Origin of the sequence: Streptomyces iconiensis (genome assembly GCF_028657195.3) — a bacterium.
GTDB lineage: Bacteria > Actinomycetota > Actinomycetes > Streptomycetales > Streptomycetaceae > Streptomyces > Streptomyces iconiensis.
The window spans coordinates 240,185-258,445 of record NZ_JANCPR020000003.1 but is presented as its reverse complement, the minus strand read 5'-3'; the positions used below and the strand labels follow the sequence as shown (position 1 = coordinate 258,445).

At 70.1% G+C, this 18,261-nt stretch carries 16 protein-coding genes; 9 read left to right on the top strand and 7 right to left on the bottom strand.

All coding sequences use genetic code 11. The annotated features are described in order from the left end of the window. Positions 1-383: 383 nt before the first annotated feature. From NMN56_RS04095 to NMN56_RS04080, 4 genes are all read right to left on the bottom strand, one after another. Positions 384-1,307, bottom strand: a complete 924-nt coding sequence (locus NMN56_RS04095) for a universal stress protein (RefSeq protein WP_274045192.1) — start codon at positions 1,305-1,307, stop codon at positions 384-386. A 231-nt stretch (positions 1,308-1,538) separates the two neighbouring features. After that, a complete protein-coding gene (locus tag NMN56_RS04090) occupies positions 1,539-2,573 on the bottom strand; it encodes an NAD(P)-dependent alcohol dehydrogenase (protein WP_274045193.1) in 1,035 nt (344 codons plus the stop codon). Between the two features lie 245 nt (positions 2,574-2,818). After that, positions 2,819-5,425 carry an ATP-dependent Clp protease ATP-binding subunit gene (locus NMN56_RS04085; RefSeq protein WP_274045194.1) on the bottom strand — a complete coding sequence of 869 codons (2,607 nt, stop codon included), beginning with the start codon at positions 5,423-5,425 and terminating at the stop codon, positions 2,819-2,821. 28 nt (positions 5,426-5,453) lie between these two features. Then, the gene (locus NMN56_RS04080) at positions 5,454-5,987 is read right to left on the bottom strand and encodes a ferritin-like domain-containing protein (RefSeq protein WP_274045195.1); all 534 of its coding nucleotides are present in this window, start codon (positions 5,985-5,987) and stop codon (positions 5,454-5,456) included. A gap of 255 nt (positions 5,988-6,242) precedes the next feature. Here NMN56_RS04080 and NMN56_RS04075 point away from each other — a divergent pair, with 255 nt between their 5' ends. After that, positions 6,243-6,908 carry a TetR/AcrR family transcriptional regulator gene (locus tag NMN56_RS04075; protein WP_274045196.1) on the top strand — a complete coding sequence of 222 codons (666 nt, stop codon included), beginning with the start codon at positions 6,243-6,245 and terminating at the stop codon, positions 6,906-6,908. Beyond that, positions 6,905-9,034 (top strand): HelD family protein, encoded by a 2,130-nt coding sequence (locus tag NMN56_RS04070; protein WP_274045197.1) that lies wholly within the window; start codon positions 6,905-6,907, stop codon positions 9,032-9,034. Before NMN56_RS04075 ends, NMN56_RS04070 begins: the two co-directional genes overlap by 4 nt. Positions 9,035-9,172: 138 nt before the next feature. Here NMN56_RS04070 and NMN56_RS04065 read toward each other — a convergent pair whose 3' ends face one another. Further along, entirely contained in the window at positions 9,173-9,355 is a 183-nt protein-coding gene (locus NMN56_RS04065) for a hypothetical protein (RefSeq protein WP_274045198.1), read from the bottom strand. A 211-nt stretch (positions 9,356-9,566) separates the two neighbouring features. Here NMN56_RS04065 and NMN56_RS04060 point away from each other — a divergent pair, with 211 nt between their 5' ends. Next, positions 9,567-9,809 (top strand): DUF397 domain-containing protein, encoded by a 243-nt coding sequence (locus NMN56_RS04060; RefSeq protein WP_274045200.1) that lies wholly within the window; start codon positions 9,567-9,569, stop codon positions 9,807-9,809. A gap of 210 nt (positions 9,810-10,019) precedes the next feature. Next, complete coding sequence (locus NMN56_RS04055) at positions 10,020-10,922, top strand: helix-turn-helix domain-containing protein (protein ID WP_274045201.1); 903 nt, start codon at positions 10,020-10,022, stop codon at positions 10,920-10,922. A gap of 68 nt (positions 10,923-10,990) precedes the next feature. Here NMN56_RS04055 and NMN56_RS04050 read toward each other — a convergent pair whose 3' ends face one another. Next, entirely contained in the window at positions 10,991-11,809 is an 819-nt protein-coding gene (locus NMN56_RS04050) for an SAM-dependent methyltransferase (protein ID WP_274045203.1), read from the bottom strand. Between the two features lie 203 nt (positions 11,810-12,012). Beyond that, positions 12,013-12,465 carry an ATP-binding protein gene (locus NMN56_RS04045; protein WP_280842838.1) on the bottom strand — a complete coding sequence of 151 codons (453 nt, stop codon included), beginning with the start codon at positions 12,463-12,465 and terminating at the stop codon, positions 12,013-12,015. Between the two features lie 330 nt (positions 12,466-12,795). Between NMN56_RS04045 and NMN56_RS04040 the strand changes: the two genes are divergently transcribed. The 5 genes from NMN56_RS04040 (at position 12,796) to NMN56_RS04020 (ending at position 18,097) form a co-directional block, all read left to right on the top strand. After that, the gene (locus NMN56_RS04040) at positions 12,796-13,653 is read left to right on the top strand and encodes a helix-turn-helix domain-containing protein (protein WP_274045205.1); all 858 of its coding nucleotides are present in this window, start codon (positions 12,796-12,798) and stop codon (positions 13,651-13,653) included. Positions 13,654-13,656: 3 nt separating this feature from the next. Beyond that, a complete protein-coding gene (locus NMN56_RS04035; protein WP_274045206.1) occupies positions 13,657-13,911 on the top strand; it encodes a DUF397 domain-containing protein in 255 nt (84 codons plus the stop codon). 26 nt (positions 13,912-13,937) lie between these two features. After that, a complete protein-coding gene (locus NMN56_RS04030) occupies positions 13,938-14,762 on the top strand; it encodes an SAM-dependent methyltransferase (RefSeq protein ID WP_274045207.1) in 825 nt (274 codons plus the stop codon). Positions 14,763-14,799: 37 nt separating this feature from the next. Further along, on the top strand, positions 14,800-15,678 hold the full coding sequence (locus NMN56_RS04025; protein ID WP_274045208.1) for an SAM-dependent methyltransferase: 879 nt from the start codon (positions 14,800-14,802) through the stop codon (positions 15,676-15,678). Between the two features lie 262 nt (positions 15,679-15,940). Then, positions 15,941-18,097, top strand: coding sequence for a zinc metalloprotease (locus NMN56_RS04020; protein ID WP_274045209.1), 2,157 nt, complete (start codon positions 15,941-15,943; stop codon positions 18,095-18,097). Positions 18,098-18,261 lie beyond the last annotated feature (164 nt).

The following is an 18,261-nucleotide window of genomic DNA, read 5'->3' as shown; positions in this document are numbered from 1 at the left end:
GTGGGCTGATCCTCCAACGGCGGCCGGAGTTCAGACCACAGGGCCCCGGACCCGGAGTTCAGGCCCCCTGGCCTGCGACACGGGGTCCGGGGCGCGGCCCCGAAGCATGATGCGGAGGGCTGCGCCCCGGGTTACGGGGTTCGGGGGCGGCCCCTCGTGGCCCGAGGCACGGTGGGGCGGTGCGACCCCGGGGCTTCACGGGCGCCGGGTGCCAGGCGCGGAGGGGCCAGGGCACGGGGCGCGGCGGGTCACAGCCTCGGAGTCCGTGACCCGGGGTCCGTGACCCGGGAGGTTGGGGCGGGTCCGTGACCCAGAGGCCCGTGTGCCGGAGGGCCCGTAACCCGGGGCCATGGCCACGGGCCATGACCACGGGCGGCGCTGGGTCAGGACGTGGAGGCGGGTACCGGTACGAGGGCCACCGAGCAGCGGGCGTGCTGGAGCACGGTGTTGACGACGGGGCCGACCTGAAGGCCGAGGCGGCGGTGCTCGCGGCGGACTCCGAGCACGATGACGCGCGCGTTGCCGCTCAGCTCGATCAGGTGCTCGGACGTCGATCCGCGGTGCTGCTCGGTGGTGAGCGGCACATCGGGGTACTGCCGGTGGAAGGGCGCCACGGTCTCGCGGAGGAACGCCTCGGCCCGCACGCTCTCCTCCGTCGGCTCCTTGGGCGGGAGCTTGAGCGAGATGCTGGGAAGCGTCGGGTACGTCCAGGCATGCACCACGCGCAGGGGCGATCCGTCGCGTGCCGCCTCTTCGAAGGCGAACCGCACCGGCTCGGTCGCGCCCGCCCACTTCAGCCCGACGACGGTCTCGCGCCGCCGGTCGGGCGGCTCGGCCTCCTCGCCCCGTACGACCAGGAGCGGGCCGGCTGCGTGCGCGGCGAGCCGGAGGCTGACGGAGCCGACCAGCAGCCCTCGGAAGCCGCCGCGTCCACGGGTACCGATGACGGTGAGCGCCGCGGTGCGGCTCGCGCGGACGAGCGCGTCGGGAGCGGCCTCGGCGACACCGGAGGCGACGACGTCCAGCTCCGGCTTGCGCTCCCGTGCCCGCTTGGCGCCGGCCTCGGCGACCTCGCGTGATGCCTCGCGGGCGCGCTCCCTGTCGCTGTCGGTCTCCGGGACCACACTGCGGCGCGGCGGGACTCCGCCGCACAGCACCTCAAGGGTGGTGCCGCGCAGTGCGGCCTCGTCGGCCGCCCTGTCCAGGGCGCGCAGGGAGTGCGGGGATCCGTCGACTCCGACGACCACACGGTCGGGTGCGGGGGGTGGTGCGGGCGCCCCGGCCGGGCGCTCGTTCGTTTCCGACATGTCCGTCCTCTCCTCGCGTCACTGGCCGTGTACCCCGTCAGTGTGGGTCAAGCCGGGCCGCTACGGGAGGAGGGCGGCGGATCCGTTCCCCGCGCGGTGCGGGGTGAGGGGCGGGACCACGGGAAAGGCGCGGCGCAGGCACGAGAAGGGAAGGCTCACGGGAAGGTGGGGAAAGGTGGCGGGGAGGCGGAGGGAACGCCGCGGCGGCCCGCCAGCTTTGGTGACGGTGCGTCAAGGGGCTATGACCGCACGTCCGTTGATCCGGCCGTCGTGCAGCAGCTCATAGGCGCGCGGCGCCTCGTCCAGGCTGAAGCGTTGGACGTGGATGTCCAGCACGCCCTGGTGCGCGAACTGGAGCACCTCTTCCAGCTCCACCCTGCTGCCCCAGTAGGGCGAGCACACGGTCGTCTCGTACGGGAGGGTGCCGAAGCCCACCGGGAGGGAGCCGCCCCCGATGCCGACGATGGTGATGTCACCCTCGACGCTGACGCTCTTGCCCGCGATCGCCGTGGTCGGCGGGGCTCCGACGAAGTCGAGGACGACGGCGGCGCCCTCGCCCCTGGTCAGGTCGCGGATGCGGTCGGCCGCCTTGGCGTCGGAGGGCAGCGCCTCGTGGGCGCCGACGCTGCGGGCGAGTTCGAGCTTCTCCTCGGAGACGTCGAGCGCCACGACGTGCGCCGCCGTCATGGCGCGCAGGAGCTGGATGGCGACATGGCCGAGCCCGCCGCTGCCGATGACGACGGCCGTACTCCCCGCGACGAGCTTCGGTACCGACAGCTTGATCGCGTGGTAGGGGGTGAGACCCGCGTCGGTGAGGGGCGCGGTGGTGACCGGGTCGAGGTTGCCGATCGGCACCAGGTGGCGCGTGTCGTCCACGATCATGTACTCGGCCATCGCGCCCGGCATGCCCAGCCCGGGCGGGAAGATTCCCTCCCTGGTCGCGCGCAGGCAGTAGTTCTCCTTGCCCTGCGCGCAGTTGCGGCACACCCCGCAGCCCCACGGCCCGTAGACCGCGACCGAGTCCCCCACCTGGACACCGGTCGCGCCCTCGCCCAGCGCCGCCACCGTACCCACGCCCTCGTGACCGAGGGTGAGCGGAAGCGGGAAAACTATCTGGTCGGCCGTCATGCTCATCAGCGCGATGTCGGAGTGACAGGCCCCCGCTGCGGTGACCTTCAACAGCACCTCGCCCGGCCCTGGTTGGGGCTCGGGAACGTCGGTGAGGACGGGTGCCGCACCGATGTGCGGATACTGAAGTGCCTTCATGGCTGACTCCTCTGGGTGACGGGACGACGGAGAAGCGGGGACGACGGGAAGCGGGGACGACGGGGAAGCCGGAGGACAGGGAAGCCGGGTGACGGATAGCGGCGTTGACGGATGCTGGGGTTGACGGGTGCCGGGGTGCCGGGGGCTGGCTGCCGGGGTGACGCGTGTGCTGTACGCCTGGTACGGCGTTCTCCGCGGCGGCCGTCCGGTGGTGGATCCGGAAACGGCCGCCGCGGAGCGGCAGTTCAGGCCGCGACCTGTCCTGACTGCCCTGCCGCCCCCACCCGGTCCGTGCCCCCGGAACCACCGGAGCCCTCGCCACCCCGGGCCTCCCCGCCACCCCGGGCCTCCCCGCCGCCCTCCGTGCCCTCACCGCTGCGGACGCTCACGACGAGTGCGTCCTTGTCGACGTCGGCGACCAGTTTGTCGCCCGGCCCGGCCTCGTCGCTGAGGAGGAAGGAGGCCACCCGGTTGTCCAGTTCGGTCTGGATCGTCCTGCGCAGCGGTCTGGCGCCGAACTCGGGCTGGTAGCCGTGCGCGATGAGCAGCTTCTTGGCCGCCTCGGTGACCTCCAGCGTGACGCCCTGCGCCCGCAGCCGCCGCACGCTCTGCTCCAGCATCAGGTCGACGATCCGGCCCAGATCCTTCTCGGCGAGCGTGTGGAAGACCACGGTCTCGTCGACGCGGTTGAGGAACTCGGGCAGGAAGCCGGCGTTCAGCTGTTCCCTGAGCTGGTCGCGGATCTCGTCCACGTTGCCCTTGTGGGCGAGGATGAGCTGCGAGCCGACATTGCTCGTCATGACGACCAGGGTGTGCCGGAAGTCGACGGTGCGGCCCTGCGCGTCGGTCAGCCTGCCGTCGTCGAGCACCTGGAGCAGCGCGTTGAACACGTCGGGGTGCGCCTTTTCCACCTCGTCGAAGAGGACGATGCTGTACGGCTGACGGCGCACCTTCTCGGTGAGCTGGCCCGCCTCCTCGTGTCCGACGTAGCCGGGAGGTGCGCCGACGAGCCGGGAGACGGTGTGCCGCTCCTGGAACTCGCTCATGTCGATACGGATGAGCCGGTTCTCGTCGCCGAAGAGCAACTCGGCGAGTGCCTTGGCCAGTTCGGTCTTGCCGACGCCTGTCGGGCCGAGGAAGAGGAAGGATCCGGTGGGTCTGTCGGGGTCGCCCATGCCGGAGCGGTTCCTGCGTACGGCCTGCGAGACGGCGGTGACGGCCTCGTCCTGGCCGACAATCCGGGAGTGCAGCGCTTCCTCCAGCTTCAGCAGCCGGTTCTTCTCGCTCTCGGTGAGCTGCGAGACGGGGATGCCGGTGCGCCGGGAGAGCACGTCCGCGATGTCGTCGACCTCCACGGACATCACCCCCTCGCGGCGCTCCTCGACCCCGGCCAGCTCCGCCTCGACCGCGGCGATACGGTCCTTGAGTTCGGAGGCGCGCTCGAAGTTCTCCGCCGCCACGGCCTCGTCCTTCTCGCGCCCGAGCTTGGCCAGTTCGTCCTCGCGGCTGATGACGTCGGAGGAGCGGCCCAGTGACCGCAGCCGTACGCGCGCGCCTGCGGTGTCCATCAGGTCGATGGCCTTGTCGGGCAGGAAGCGGTCGGTGAGATAGCGGTCGGAGAGGTCGGCGGCAGCGGCGAGCGCGGCGTCGGTGAACCGCACCTGGTGGTGCGCCTCGTAGGAGTCGCGCAGCCCCTCCAGGATCTGCTCGGTCTGCTCGACGGTGGGTTCGGCGACCAGCACGGGCTGGAAGCGCCGTTCCAGGGCCGCGTCCTTCTCCACGTTCTTGCGGTACTCGTCCAGCGTGGTGGCGCCGACGACGTGCAACTCGCCCCGGGAGAGCGCCGGCTTGAGGATGTTGCCGGCGTCCATGGAACCCTCGCCGCCCGAGCCGGCGCCGACGACGGTGTGCAGCTCGTCGATGAACAGGATCACGGATTCGCCCTGTTCCTTGACCTCGCCGATGACCTTCTTGAGCCGCTCCTCGAAGTCGCCCCGGTACTTCGACCCTGCGACCAGCCCCGGCAGGTCGAGTCCGACGACGCGGACGTCCTGCAGGCTGGTGGGCACGTCACCTGCGATGACGCGCTGGGCGATGCCCTCGACGATGGCCGTCTTGCCGACGCCGGGCTCGCCGATGAGCACGGGGTTGTTCTTCGTGCGGCGGGAGAGCACCTCCAGGGTCTGTTCGACCTCGTCGGCGCGGCCCACCACCACGTCGAGCTTTCCCGCCTTCGCCTCCTCGGTCAGGTCCCTGCCGTACTCGTCCAGCGTGGGCGTCCTGCTCTCCGGCCGCGCCCCGGCGCCGCCCTCCCTGCGTCCGGTGGCCTCCGCTTCCCTGCTCAGGCGGGCCATGTCGGCGCCGTTGCTCTCCAGGAGCCGTCCTGCGCCCGAGTCGGGGTCGTCCAGCAGCGCGGCGAGGATGTGCTCGGGGCCGATGTAGGAGACCCCGGCGGCCTGCGAGTGCGCGTGCGCTTTACGCAGCGCGCGCTTCGCCGCCGGGGTGAGGCCAGGCTCGGCCGAGGGGGTACCGCTCTCGCCCGGCAGCGCCTCGGCGACGGCGGCGCCGAGGCGGTCGGGGTCGGCCCCCGCCTGGCCCAGCAGCGAGCGTGACGGCTCGACCTGCGTACTCGCCCACAGCAAGTGCGCCGTGTCGAGGTCCTCACTGCCGTCCTCCCGTGCCCGGCGGGACGCCTGGGCGATCAGTTCCCGCGCCGATTCCGTCAGCAGCCGGCCGATGGGAACGCGCTGGACCGCGGGCGGCGAGGAGTGCGGCGAGGTGCCGAAGAACCTGTTCAGCAGGTCGGAGAACGGGTCGGAACCGCCGTAGGAACCGAACGGGGACACGGTCATGGGATCAGCCTCCGCCTCGGCGCGCGGCTCAGGAGTGTTCCGGTTCAAGGAAGGTGAGCATGTCGTCCGCGTGCTCCTCCTCCTTGGCGAGGACCTTCTCCAGCACCCTGCGCGTGGTGGGGTCGGCCGAGCCGATCCAGTTGATCATCTCGGTGTACGAGGCGATGGCGACTCGTTCGGCGATGAGGTTCTCGCGGATCATCTCGGTCAGGTCCCTGGAGGTGACGTACTCCGAATGGGAGCGGTCCAGGAGCTTCGAGGGGTCCATCAGCGCCTCGCCGCCGAGTTGGTAGATGCGGTTGGCGATCTGGTCGGCGTGGTCCTGTTCCTCGTTGGAGTGCTCCAGGAACTCGTCGGCCACCGGCTCCGAGTCCAGGCCCTTGGCGGCGAAGTGGTGCTGGCGGTAGCGCAGTACGCAGACCAGCTCGGTGGCGAGCGCCGTGTTCAGCAGGTCGATCACACGGTCCACGTCGGTGCCGTAGGCGGTGGTGACAGGACCGCTCATGATGCCGTCGCGCGCCCGGTCCCTGAGGGTCTGTACGTCGGTGAGGAAGTCAGCCATGCCACGTTCCCTTTTCGCTGGGGTTCACCGGGTGCGCCGGGGTCAGCTGGACTGCGTCACGCCGGGGCCCCGGACGGGTCTCGGCTCCACTACACCAGTACCGGTAATAGGCCGCAAAAGGAACATATCGCCTGGCCGAACCGGACTCCTGGGCGCGACAGAAGCGGGAGAGCCCGCGGTGGGACCGGTGCGAGGCAAACAGGGAGACCGAGGAAGAAATTTAACTCGGTAACATTTTCTTGGTACCGTCTCCGCATGAGCGAGAAGTCAGCAGGACTGCGCGAGCGCAAGCGGCAGCGCACCTACCAGGTGATCTCCGACGCCGCCGTCGCCCTCTTCCTGGAGAAGGGCTTCGCCGCCGTCTCCGTCACCGAGATCGCGGAGGCCGCCGAGGTCTCCAAACCGACCCTCTTCCGCTACTTCCCCGCCAAGGAGGACATGGCCCTCTACCGCTTCGCCGACCACGAGGACGAGGCGGCGCGCGTCGTCTCGGCGCGTGCGGAGGGCACCTCGGCGCTGGACGCGCTGGAGGAACACTTCCTGGCCGGCCTCAAGGCGCGCGACCCGGTCACGGGGCTGTGCGACGCGGAGGAGGTGCTCGCCTTCCACCGGCTGCTGTACGGCACCCCGAGCCTGGCAGCGCGCCTGCACTCCTACACCGCGCGATCCGAGGAGGCGCTCGCCGCCGCGCTGAGCCGCCCGGCGGACGGCGAGCGACCGCCGCTGACCGCGCGCCTGGCCGCAGCGCAGATCGTGGCGGCCCAGCGCGTGCTCGCCATGGAGAACTGGCAGCGCATCGCAGGCGGCGCGAGCGCCGCCGGCCTCCACGCGCGCGCCGCCACCGACGCGCGGCACGCCTTCGCCCTGCTGCGCTCCGGGCTCACCCACCTCACGGACACGGCAGGAGCAACCCGCGCATGACCGGGGACACCACACCGGGCACCACCCTCGGAGACGAACTCACGGACGAGCGCGGCTACATCGACGTGTGCCGCGCGGCGCTCGACCGTACGGTGGACGCCGCACGCGAACGGGTCCTGGAGGGCGCGGGCGTGCTCGCGGGGCAGCACTCGGGCGACCCGGCCGAGGAGGGCGTGGCAGGGGACGGCGCGAGCGCCGAGGCGCTGGGACGCCATCTGCGCAGCCAGGCAAAGGAGTTGAGCGAGGCGCCGGAGGGCCCGCCCTTCTTCGGACGGCTGGACTTCGTCCCCGGCGAAGAGGCAGGCGAACACCGGGGCCAGCGCTACTACATCGGCCGCCGCCGCATAGCGGAACACCCCTCGGCGCCGCCCCTGGTGCTCGACTGGCGCGCGCCCGTGTCCCGTGCCTTCTACCAGGCGACGGCGCGGCAGCCCGGCGGAGTCGCCGTACGCCGCCGCTTCGGCTGGGCACCGGGCAGCGCGGGAACGGCGGCCGACCTGACGGGCCTGGAGGACGAGCCCCTGGACGGCGCGGCCGGGGCGACGGCTCAGGACGGCCTGGCCAGCCGCATCGTCGCCGGCGAGATCGAACGGCCCCGGGTAGGACCGATGCGGGACATCGTGGCGACCATCCAGCCCGAACAGGACGACCTCGTACGCTCAGGACCCGCCGAGTCGGTGTGCGTACAGGGAGCCCCCGGCACCGGCAAGACCGCGGTCGGGCTGCACCGCGCCGCCTACCTTCTCTACACCTACCCCCGCAAGGTCGAGCGCGGCGGGCTGCTCGTACTGGGCCCCAACAGCGCGTTCCTGGGCTACATCTCCGAGGTGCTGCCCTCGCTCGGCGAGGTCGGCGTCCGGCAGTGCCGCGTCGACGACCTGCTCGCCGAGCGGGAAGTGCGGGCCGAGGACGGCCAGGAGGCCGTCGCGCTCAAGCACGGTGCCCGCATGGCGATCGTTCTGCAACGCGCGCTCTACGCCCGGGTGCGCGCCCCCGAAGAGCCGCTCGCCGTACCGGACGGCTCCTACCGCTGGCGGCTGCCCGAGGACGAACTGCGCCGCGTGGTCGAGGAGACGCGTGCGCAGGCGCCGCCCTACGAGGTGGGCAGGGAGCGGGTGCGCGCACGGACGGTGGCGCTGCTGCGGGCCCTGGCCGAGCGCCGGGCAGGACCACCAGGCGCCGCGTGGGAACGCCGGATGGGCAGGTCCCGGGCCGTGACCCGGTTCCTGGACTCCGTATGGCCCCGGGTGACGCCGGAGGAGGTGGTGGCGGAACTACTGGGAAGCCGGGAAGCGCTGGCGGCAGCGGGCCAGGGCCTGTTGAGCCCCGATGAGCAGAGCGCACTGCTGTGGTCCGTACGCCCTCGTTCGCCACGGAGCGCCAAGTGGTCGGCGGCGGATCTGCTGCTCCTGGACGAGGTGGCCGGGCTGATCCGGCACCCGGAGGAGAGCTACGGACACGTCGTGGTGGACGAGGCCCAGGACCTCTCCCCCATGCAGTGCCGCGCCGTCGCACGCCGCAGCCGCTTCGGCTCGCTGACCGTGCTCGGCGACCTCGCACAGGGCACGACCCCGTGGGCGGCGGGCGACTGGCCAGCACAGCTCGCGCACCTGGGCGTGCCCGAGGCCGATGTCGTACCGCTGACCACCGGGTTCCGGGTACCCGCCGCGATCATCGAGACGGCGAACAGGCTGCTGGGCGCACTGAACGTGGCGGTACCGCCCGCGCGTTCGCTGCGCCCTGACGGCACGTTGCGCCACATCCGGGTGAGCGATCCGGCCGAGCTGAACCGTGCCGTGGCGGAAGCGGTCGGCACGGCGCTCGGCAGCGAGGGCTCGGTCGCGGTCATCGCCGACGGGGCCAGGACAGCGGGGCTGCGCACGGCGCTGGAGGCAGCGGGCATCACACCCGGGGCCCCGGAGGCGGGGGAACTCGCCGAGCGGGTGACGCTGCTGCCGGCCGACCTGGCCAAGGGACTTGAGTACGACCACGTCGTCCTGGCGGAACCGGCGGAGATCGCCGAGAGCGGACCCCGCGGGCTCCACCGGCTCTATGTGGTCCTCACGCGCGCGGTCTCCCGTCTGGAGATCGCACACGCGAGGGACCTGCCTCACGCGATGAGGTGACACACAATGAGGTGACGCGCGACGGGGTACGGCGAAGAGCCGTGCCGCGCGAGCAAGAAGCCGAGCCGTGACGCGCGAGGAGAGTCACGCGGCAAGCGGTGCCGTGTGACGGAACGGCAGGTGGTGCGGGCCGCCGGTCTATCCGGCCTCGTGGCGCGCGGACGCGGTCGCGCCGGCAGCCGGGGGTACGAGGTCACGGAGCCAGTCGGGCTGGTCAGCGATCTCCAGCAGCAGGACCAGCCGCGTCAGCGGGTGGTCCCAGCCGAGGTCTTCGTCCACCGGGTCGGCTTGCCCGGGAGGTTCGGCGCCTTGTGTGGTCACTGATGCTCCTGTTGAAGGACGGAAGCTCGCCAACTCCGCGCCGCCGACGGAGAGTTGCGTGATGGCTGGACTACAACAGCCATTGTCCCGGCACCGTTCTTACTTCTGCAAGTACATCTGCACTTACAGATGCAAGAACGCTGCGCTGTGAGACGCTTCCAGCGTCACAACCGCCCACGGGGGACAGCAAGTGACGTTGGGAGAGACGTACATGCAGATCGAGAACGGCATCGAGGCCACCCGGATCGACGGCGCGGTCTGGCGCAAGAGCAGTCGCAGCAACCCGAACGGCAACTGCGTCGAGCTGGCCACCCTCCCCGGACAGGGAGTGGCCGTGCGCAATTCCCGCTTCCCCTCCGGACCGGCACTCGTCTACACACCGGCTGAGATCGCGGCGTTCGTCCAGGGCGCCAAGGACGGCGACTTCGACGACCTCCTGCACATTCAGGACTGACCTCCGGGACTGAGCGCAGGACCGACAACCACACACCTCCGGACAGACACGGGTCCGGCAACGGCCCGTACCGCACAGCACGGTCATAACCCCCGCCACATGTCAGTGACATGTGGCGGGGGTATGTGCAACCAGCATGTCTGTACGCCCTGTTGGCGTAGTGGGACACTGAGCGTCCAGACAGTCACACAGGGGAGCAAGGCGGACGTGATGCCAGCAGAAGCGGGACGCGACGCACCGGTCAGGCGGATCCTCGACCATCCGCGGGGCGGCCCGACGATCCTGCGCATCGTCCTCGGCACCCAGCTGCGCAGGCTCCGCGAGGAGCACGGCATCACACGCGAGGCCGCGGGCGACGCGATCCGCGGCTCACATGCCAAGATCAGCCGCCTGGAGCTGGGTCGCGTCGGCTGCAAGGAGCGCGATGTCGCCGACCTGCTGACGCTCTACGAGGTGCTGGACCCCGAGGAGCGCGAGGAGTACCTCACGCTGGCACGGCAGGCGGGCAGCCCGGGCTGGTGGCAGAAGTACAGCGACGTGATGTCGCCCTGGTTCGACCGGCTGATCGGCCTGGAAGAGGCCGCGTCCGTGATCCGCACCTACGAGGTGCAGTTCGTCCCCGGCCTGCTCCAGACCCCGGAGTACGCCCGCGAGGTCATCAGGCTCGGCCATCCCCGGGACGACGAGAGCAGGGCCGAGCGGCGCACGAGCCTGCGGATGGCCCGGCAGTCCATCCTGAGCCGGCCGCACGGACCCCGGCTGTGGGCCGTGGTCGACGAATCGGCGCTGCGCCGCCCGCTCGGCTCGCGCGCGATCATGCGGAGTCAGATCGAGCACCTGATCAGCGCGGCGCGGCAGCCCAACATCACCCTGCAGATCGCCCCGTTCAGCCTGGGCGGACTCGCGGCTGCGGGCGGCCCGGTGACGATACTGCGGTTCCTGGAGCCGGATCTGCCCGACATCGTCTATCTGGAACAGCTCACCAGCTCCCTCTACCTGGAGAAGCGCGAAGAGGTCGAGGGGTACATGGTGGTGATGGACCGGCTGTGCGCCAGGGCCGAACCGCCCCTCAGGACAGCGGAGTTCCTGGAAAAGCTGCTGAACGAGATGTGAGTCACGCCCGCGCCGCCCCTCCGGCGCCGCACCGTACGGGGGCAGCGGGCCACGCGCGGGCGTGAGCCCTACGGCTTGCGCGCGACGCCGCCGAACTCGAACCATTCATCGGTCAGTTGACGCGGCCCCAGGTCCGAGTCCGGCCGCCAGTCGTTGATCTCGCCGAGGCCGGGGTCGAGCACCTCAAGGCCCTCGAAGTACCGCTCGACGTCCTTCGGTTCCCTGACCCGCCCCCAGTTCCCGTGCGTACTGCGGTCCATGAAGTCCGTGACGAAGTCCCGCGTCGACTTGTCGTGGCTCACGAGCTGGTTGATCACCAGGCAGCTCCCGGACGGCAACCTGTCGGCGACCCGTCGTACGAGCGCAGCCGGGTCGGAGGAGTCGGGGATGCAGTGCATCACCGAGACGAAGAGGGCGGCGACGGGCTCCTCCGTGTTGATCAGCCGGCGCACCTCGGGGTGCGCGAAGATCTCGTCCGTCTCCCGCATGTCCGCCTGGATCACCGCCGTGTACTCGTTCTCCTGGAGCAGCGCGCGGCCGTGCGCCAGCACGATCGGGTCGTTGTCGACGTAGACGACGCGTGAGGTGGGGTCGATCCGCTGGGCGACCTGGTGGACGTTGTCCTGCGTAGGCAGACCTGAGCCGTGGTCGAGGAACTGCCGGATGCCGTAGTCCCGGGCCAGGATGCGGACCACGCGCTGGAGGAAGCGCCGGTTGTTGATCGCGAGAGGCTTGGTGCTGGGCACCTTCTTGTCCAACTCCGCCACGGCCTCCCGGTCCACGGCGTAGTTGTCCTTGCCACCGAGGTAGTGGTCGTACATTCGGGCCACGCTGGGAGTGGTGACGTCCACCCCGAACTCGTCGGTCCCGGCCGGTTCTTCCCGCATGACTCGCCTCACCGTGTCACCGCGCGCCTCGTCGCGTACGTATGCCGTCGGGGGGAAGCATCGCACGCCACGAGAGGTGGTGACACGCCAAGTGCCGCTTCGCTCAAGGGAGTCGGAACCCTCGGGTGAAGTCGGGGCACTCGAAGGAGCCGGGAGCGCTCAAGGGAGCTGGGGCGCTCGGGAAGGGTGGTGCGGGCGCGCGGTCAGTGGGTGCCGAGTTCGGCCCAGACCACGCGCCCGCACCGGGTGTCCCCCGCGGAAACCCCCCACCTCTCCGCGAGGGCGCCGACAAGCTGGAGGCCGCGCCCGTTCACTTCGTCCGGCGTGGCGCTGCGGGGCAGGGGGGCGCAGTTGTCCGTGCCCTCGTCGGTGACCTCTATGCGCAGCTGGTGTCCACGCAGTTGCAGACTGCAACCTATGCGCCCGCTGTCGGTGTGCAGGACGGCGTTGGTGACGAACTCGGAGATCACGAGCTGCGCGGTGTGGCCCAGGTCCTCGGGGAATCCCCAGCGGCGGAGCTGACCTCCGACCACGGCACGCGCACGGGCGACGGACGAAGCGTGTGCGGGGAGGTCGAAGCCCTCGTGCCGCACGGTGTCGGCCGGGTCGACCAGCAGCGGCAAAGGGAGCTGCGCGGGGGGATGCGAGGAGGCCACGGGCGGTTCGCCTTCCATCTACCTGTGGAGGGAGGGGCCGGCTGCCGGTACGTACACCGCACCTCGCCCGGAAGGACCGGGACACGCGTGGGGAGACCGGGGGACCTGTACTGCCAGGCCCTCAGGCGACGCGGACGATGCTGTGCGGCTCCGGTGCCGCAGCCTCATGAGCTGGGTCACGGTGTTCACTATGCTCCGCCACCTTCACAGATGGCAAGAGGAGTTCTGCAATTCGCAGAATCGCATCGGCAGTATGGCTGGTGCATAGGAAGCCGTGGCACACTTCTGACGCGTCAAGGGTCCATTTGGGAAGGCAGTTGAGGAGGCGTGGTGGCCGAGACCCGTTCCGCACCGACGGTGGGGCAGATCGTTCTCGGGCTGCGCCTGCGTGATCTTCGCGAGCGCGCCGGGTGTTCCTTCACCGATGCCGCGTACGCGCTGAGTGTCAATACGACCACGGTGCGTCGCATGGAGAAGGCGGAGGTCGGGCTCAAGCCGCCCTACGTGGAGAAGCTGCTGAAGGTCTACGGACTTTCCGACTCCGAGACGGAGTCCTTCCTGTCCCTGGTGGAGGAGGCGAACCGGCCCGGATGGTGGCACGACTTCCGGGACGTGCTGCCCGGCTGGTTCAGCCTCTACGTCAGCCTGGAGGGCGAGGCCAGCCTGATCAGGGCCTATGAGCCACACTGCGTGCCCGGACTGCTCCAGACCAAGGAGTACGCGAAGGCACTGCTGCGCACGGGCTTTCCGGGGGCCGACGAGGAGGAGCTGGACCGCAGAGTCGCACTCCGCATGGGCCGGCAGCGGCTCCTGGACGAGCCGAAGGCCCCGGTGCTGTGGGCCGTGCTCGACGAGCAGGTCCTGCGGCGCCACGTCGGCTCTCCCGCCGTGATGCGGGAGCAGATCGACCACCTCACGGAGCTGATCGCGCGCCCGAACATCACGCTTCAGATCATCCCGTTCACGGCGGGGCCACACCCCGGCATGTTCGGGCCTTTCCAGCTCTTCCGTTTCGACATTCCGGAGCTTCCGGACATCGTCTACACGGAGAACCTGACAGGCGCCGCCTATCTGGACCAGCGTCCTGATACCGCGGCCTATCTGGAGGTGCTGGACCGCATGGGCGCGCAGGCCGCGCCGGTACCACACACCGAGGCCGTCCTCGGTGAGATCCGCAAGGAGTTCTGAACCATGGGTCACACAGGGCAGACGCGCCCCATATACAACGGCATGCCTGCGAAGGAGCTGGGCTCCGAGGGCTGGCAGAAGCCCTGGAGCGGCACCAACGGCGGGAGCTGCGTCGAGGCGATGAAGCTCGGCGACGGCCGCGTCGCGCTGCGGCAGTCCACCGACCCAGAGGGCCCCGCGCTGATCTACACCACGCACGAGTTCGAAACCTTCCTCCAGGGCGCCAAGCAGGGCGTGGCCGACTTCCTGCTCGCCTGACCCCCCCTCCGGAACGGAGTATCCGAATGGCCGAACACGGAACCGCAGCCGCGATAGACACGACCAAGCCCCACTCGGCGCGGATGTACGACTACTACCTCGGGGGCAAGACGCACTACGAGGCCGATGTGCAGGCGGCGGAAGCGGTGATCGCGACCGTGCCCTTCGCCGGAGCCATGGCGCGGGCCAACCGCGACTTCATGATCCGCTCCACCCGCTGGCTCGCCGCCGAGCGCGGTGTACGGCAGTTCCTGGACATCGGCACCGGCATCCCGACGGAGCCCAACCTCCATCAGGTGGCCCAGTCGGTCTCGCCCGAGGCGCGGGTGGTCTACACCGACAACGATCCGATCGTGCTCCAGTACGCGCAGGCACTGCTCCGCTCCGCACCCGAGGGACGTACGACGTACCTCCAGGCCGACGCCACCAAGCCCGAGACGATCCTCGACTCCGACGAGCTGCACAGCACGCTCGACCTGAGCCGTCCCGTGGCGCTGTCGTTCAACGCGCTCTTCCACTTCGTGCCCGACGAGTGGGGCCCCTACGAGATCATGGACGGGCTGATGAGCCAGCTCGCGCCCGGCAGCTTCCTGTGCCTCACCCATGCGACGGCCGAGGTCAAGGACCCGAAGATGGCGGCACTGGGCAAGCAGGTCGAGGAGATCTACGCCAAGGGCGGCACCCAGCTGCGGCTGCGCAGCTCCGCTGAGGTCGCGCGCTTCTTCCACGGTCTGGAACTCACGGAACCGGGCATCACCATGGCACACCTGTGGCGCCCGGACGCCTCGATGCCCACCGAACTCAAGGAGGGCGAGCCGAGCATGCTGTCGGGTGTGGCACGCAAGCCCTGACATCCGCGCGGGACGACGACCCAGGACGGAGAGCCCGATGGCCGGAGACGGCAGTGCGCAGGGAAAGGACGCAGCACGGGCGAACGCCCCGGACGCACCGCGTACGGACGCGTTACAGGTCGATGTGACCAAGCCGCACTCCGCTCGGATGTACGACTACTACCTCGGCGGCAAGACCCACTACGCGGCCGACGCCGAGGCCGCCGAGGCAGTGGTCGCCAAACTCCCGCAGATCGTCCAGGCCGCCCGCGCCAACCGCGACTTCATGGCCAGGGCCACCAGGACGCTCTCCCGGGAGTACGGCATACGGCAGTTCCTGGACATCGGCACCGGTATCCCCACCGAGCCCAACCTGCACCAGATCGCCCAGGCGGAGGCGCCCGAGGCCCGCGTCGTCTACACCGACAACGACCCGATCGTGCTCCAGTACGCCCGGGCGCTGCTGCACAGCACGCCCGAGGGCCGCACCGCCTACCTGCACGCCGATGTCACCCGGCCCGAGACGATCATCCAATCCCCCGAACTGCGCGGGACGTTGGATCTGAACCTCCCGGTCGCCGTCTCGGTGAACGCGCTCTTCCACTTCGTACCGGACGAGTTGGGCCCCTACGACATCGTGGAAGCCCTCATGGAGCCGCTGGCGCCGGGCAGCTTCCTGTGTCTGACGCACGGGATCGGCGACATACCCGACGAGGAGCTGTCGGAGCGCGCGAGCGATGTGATCGGTATATACAAGCGCGGCGGCACCGCCTTCGTGCCGCGCACACGGGCCGAGGTGAGCAGGTTCTTCGAGAAGCTCGAACTCCTCGAACCCGGGCTCACGATGGCGCACCTGTGGCGGCCGGACCCCGAGGCGGCCGAGCGGCTGCCGGACGACGCGCTCACCCTGCACACGGGAGTGGCCCGCAAGCCGTAACAGGGACCCCGCAGGCCCCCTCAGCTCCGTCCGCGTGCCCGGGCGGAAAAACTCCGAATGCGCGCATTGACAGGACCTGTCGGTGCTGCGAGGTTCCACACACGGCACGTTCACAGAGTCTCCTGGCCGGCCAGGTGCCCGACGGCGCGCTTCGCGCACCGTCCCCGAAAAACGCACTCAGGCACGCGAAGGACACTCCACCATGTTGTCAGCGTCGTCAGCCTCGTCAGCGTCCTCAGCCGTCGAAGACCCCACAGCGGGGATGAGCGACCTCGTCGAATCGCCCCTGCCCAGCGGCGAGTTCAGCGAGATCACGCCTATCGAGAGCACGGAGAACGCCGGTCTGCCCGAGCAGCAGGGAGCCGAGCGGCACACCGCTGTTCCTGAGCACGCCGAACAGTCGGCCGGAGCCGCGGCCTACCAGCTGGTGCGCGGGCGCTACCGCAGCGGCGGCAGCGGCTTCCAGCTCGAACTGCGTGTGGACGTCGACGGAAACCGCCCGCTGCGCAAGCTCAGCGGCGACTTCTTCACCACCACGGGCGGCACCACCAGCTACTTCGGTTCGTTCGTGGTCAGGAGCCTCACCTACGTCCGCACGGCGACCCACGCCGTCATCCGCGGCCAGGCCACCTTCACCTGGGACGCCGCCTATCCCTTCGTGGAGGTGGCGATCCCGCTCAGGACCGTCGTCCAGCCGCAGGCACCGGCAGCCGTGACGTTCTACCGCACGGCCACCGAGAGGGGCGCGAGTTACCTGTGCGCCTTCGTCTCCAGCTACTTCCGCACGATCCAGTGGGAGCAGGACTCCGTCAGGGGCAAGGTCCCGTTCGTCTCGTACAACACCGGTTCGCTGCCGCAGCCGCCCAGCAGCCCGGCGCGGCTGCTGACGGTGCCCCGTGCCTTCGCGGAGTCCGGCATAGAGCTGCTGACCACGGGCGCCGTCAACACGCTGGCCGACAGCTCCAACGGCTGGACCGACGGCGAGCTGCACGGCGCCATGGCGACCAACTTCAGCCAGTTCAAGAACCTTCCGCAGTGGAAGGTCTGGCTGCTCGTGGCCAGCAGGTACGAGAGCATGGCCGGGGTCCGCGGCATCATGTTCGACCACAAGGACGCGTTCCAGCGCCAGGGCTGCGCCGTCTTCTACGACAACATCCAGGGCGCCACGGCCGCCGCACAGCGCGCGCAGCTCAGGACGTACGTCCACGAACTGGGCCACGCCTTCAACCTGATGCACTCGTGGCAGAAGAACCTCGCCTCGCCGCCGGCGCCGCTCGGCCAGAACCAGGGCTTCGGCGACCTGTCGTGGATGAACTACCCGCAGAACTACAACCCGGGCGGCGGCGCCCCCTCGGGCGAGACGGCCTACTGGGCGAAGTTCCCCTTCCAGTTCACCGCCAACGAGCTGCTGCACCTGCGGCACGGCTTCTACAAGAACGTCGTCATGGGCGCCAACTCCTTCGGCACGGGCGCCGGCGACATCGACGCCGAACAGTTCGACGAGCCGATGACGGACCAGTCCGGGCTCCGCCTCGAACTGCGCGGCAAGCGCGCGTACGAGTTCGGGGAGCCGCTCGTCGTGGAGTTCAAGCTCGCGACGACCGACCTGCGCGGCATGGACACGCACGCCTACCTGCACCCGAACAACGACCTGGTGAGCGTGGCCATCCGGCAGCCCTCCGGGCGCACCCTCGTACACCGGCCGCTGCTGCGGCGCTGCGTGGACGGCGAGCGCACGATCAGGCTGGACGGCGGCAGGCCGGCGCTCTACTCCAGCGCATATCTCGGCTACGGCCAGGAAGGGCACTACTTCCAGCAGCCCGGAACGTACGAGCTGCGCGCCATGTACCTGGCGACGGACGGCTCACGTGTCGTCTCGCCCACCCTGCGCGTCACGGTCAGGCACCCGATGAGCCGCGCCGACGAGCAGGTGGCCGAGCTGATGATGGGTGAGGAGCAGGGCACGCTCTTCGCGCTGCTCGGCTCGGACTCGCCGTCGCTCAAGGCGGGCAACGACGCGCTCCAGCAGATCATCGAGCAGCACGGCAAGCATCCGTTCGCCGTGTACGCGCGGATGGTCAGGGGCCTCAACGCCGAGCACGAGTTCAAGAGCCTGCTGCCCGGCAAGGAGGGCCTGGCCGTACGCCCCGTCGACACCAAGGAGAGCATCCAGCAGCTCTCGCCCGTGGTCGAGGCGTCCGTGCAGGGCTCCGGGGTCGACAGCATCACCCTCAACATGGTGATGCGCAGGCTCGCCAGGGCCGAGGCCAAGCAGGGTGACCTGGAGCAGGCGACCTCCGTACTCGACCGGATGGCGGCACATTTCGGCGCCCAGGGACTCAACCAGCACGTCGTGGAGTCGATCAGGGACCAGGCCGAGGCGGAGAAGGCCGCGCTCGCCGCGGAGTACCGCGCTTGAGTGAACGAGGTACCGCGCATGAGTGAGGGGAGTACCGGTCGTGAGTGAGCGGACTCCGTACCGCGCGGACTGTCCATACCGCACGGGCTGTCGCTACCGCGCGGACTGTCGGTACCGCGCGGAGTGCCCGTACCGCACGGACTATCCGTACCGCGCGGAGTGGA

Excerpts from the sequence above, each read along its gene's own strand:
- NMN56_RS04095 (WP_274045192.1), bottom strand. The coding sequence starts at position 1,307 with ATGTCGGAAACGAACGAGCGCCCGGCCGGGGCGCCCGCACCACCCCCC.
- NMN56_RS04090 (WP_274045193.1), bottom strand. The coding sequence starts at position 2,573 with ATGAAGGCACTTCAGTATCCGCACATCGGTGCGGCACCCGTCCTCACC.
- NMN56_RS04085 (WP_274045194.1), bottom strand. The coding sequence starts at position 5,425 with ATGACCGTGTCCCCGTTCGGTTCCTACGGCGGTTCCGACCCGTTCTCC.
- NMN56_RS04080 (WP_274045195.1), bottom strand. The coding sequence starts at position 5,987 with ATGGCTGACTTCCTCACCGACGTACAGACCCTCAGGGACCGGGCGCGC.
- NMN56_RS04075 (WP_274045196.1), top strand. The coding sequence starts at position 6,243 with ATGAGCGAGAAGTCAGCAGGACTGCGCGAGCGCAAGCGGCAGCGCACC.
- NMN56_RS04070 (WP_274045197.1), top strand. The coding sequence starts at position 6,905 with ATGACCGGGGACACCACACCGGGCACCACCCTCGGAGACGAACTCACG.
- NMN56_RS04060 (WP_274045200.1), top strand. The coding sequence starts at position 9,567 with ATGCAGATCGAGAACGGCATCGAGGCCACCCGGATCGACGGCGCGGTC.
- NMN56_RS04055 (WP_274045201.1), top strand. The coding sequence starts at position 10,020 with ATGCCAGCAGAAGCGGGACGCGACGCACCGGTCAGGCGGATCCTCGAC.
- NMN56_RS04050 (WP_274045203.1), bottom strand. The coding sequence starts at position 11,809 with ATGCGGGAAGAACCGGCCGGGACCGACGAGTTCGGGGTGGACGTCACC.
- NMN56_RS04035 (WP_274045206.1), top strand. The coding sequence starts at position 13,657 with ATGGGTCACACAGGGCAGACGCGCCCCATATACAACGGCATGCCTGCG.
- NMN56_RS04030 (WP_274045207.1), top strand. The coding sequence starts at position 13,938 with ATGGCCGAACACGGAACCGCAGCCGCGATAGACACGACCAAGCCCCAC.
- NMN56_RS04025 (WP_274045208.1), top strand. The coding sequence starts at position 14,800 with ATGGCCGGAGACGGCAGTGCGCAGGGAAAGGACGCAGCACGGGCGAAC.
- NMN56_RS04020 (WP_274045209.1), top strand. The coding sequence starts at position 15,941 with ATGAGCGACCTCGTCGAATCGCCCCTGCCCAGCGGCGAGTTCAGCGAG.